Raw genomic sequence first — 1,096 nt, 5'->3', positions numbered from 1 at the left:
AAACCACTAGTTGGTGAAGTGACCATTTCAGGTGCAAAAAACGCAGCACTGCCGATTTTATTTGCGTCTATCTTGGCTGAAGAGCCTGTAGAAGTGGCAAACGTACCACATCTTCGCGATATCGACACAACCATGGAGCTACTAAAACGCCTTGGCGCTAAAGTAAGCCGTAACGGTTCTGTTCACGTCGATCCAAGCAGCATCAATGAATATTGCGCTCCTTATGATTTAGTTAAAACCATGCGTGCTTCTATCTGGGCGTTAGGCCCACTTGTGGCTCGTTTTGGTCAAGGTCAAGTTTCTCTACCTGGTGGTTGTGCTATCGGCGCACGTCCAGTTGACTTGCACATTACTGGCCTGGAACAACTAGGCGCAACCATCACACTTGAAGATGGTTACGTGAAAGCTGAAGTTGATGGTCGTCTGAAAGGCGCGCACATCGTGATGGATAAAGTGAGCGTTGGCGCGACCATTACCATCATGTGTGCAGCAGCTCTGGCTGAAGGCACTACAACGTTAGACAACGCAGCGCGCGAACCTGAAATCGTCGATACGGCGGATTTCCTAAATAAACTTGGCGCGAAAATCTCTGGCGCGGGTACAGACACCATCACTATCGAAGGTGTTGAGCGCTTAGGTGGCGGCAAGCACAGTGTTGTAGCAGACCGTATTGAAACTGGGACATTCCTAGTAGCTGCAGCGGTATCTGGCGGTAAAGTGGTTTGTCGTAATACCAACGGTCACTTGCTTGAAGCGGTTCTAGCGAAGCTAGAAGAAGCCGGCGCATTGGTGGAGACAGGTGAAGACTGGATCTCTGTTGATATGACAGACCGTGAGTTAAAAGCAGTAAGTATTCGCACTGCGCCTCACCCTGGTTTCCCGACAGACATGCAAGCGCAATTTACGCTATTGAACATGATGGCGAAAGGCGGCGGCGTGATCACTGAAACTATCTTTGAAAACCGCTTTATGCACGTGCCTGAGCTGATGCGTATGGGGGCGAAAGCGGAGATTGAAGGTAACACGGTTATTTGTGGTGACGTTGAATCACTAAGTGGTGCACAAGTGATGGCAACGGATCTACGTGCTTCGGCAA

1 protein-coding gene is annotated in these 1,096 nt (G+C 49.7%); it reads left to right on the top strand.

The annotated features are described in order from the left end of the window. Positions 1-1,096: UDP-N-acetylglucosamine 1-carboxyvinyltransferase (murA, locus tag R7070_RS26305; RefSeq protein WP_318141530.1), on the top strand; the 1,096-nt coding region annotated here is incomplete at both ends.

Origin of the sequence: Vibrio sp. 1557 (assembly GCF_033340175.1) — a bacterium.
In the GTDB taxonomy this organism is placed as follows: domain Bacteria; phylum Pseudomonadota; class Gammaproteobacteria; order Enterobacterales; family Vibrionaceae; genus Vibrio; species Vibrio alginolyticus.
Note: the sequence above shows the minus strand (reverse complement) of the source record. Positions and strands in the feature narration are given on the sequence as shown.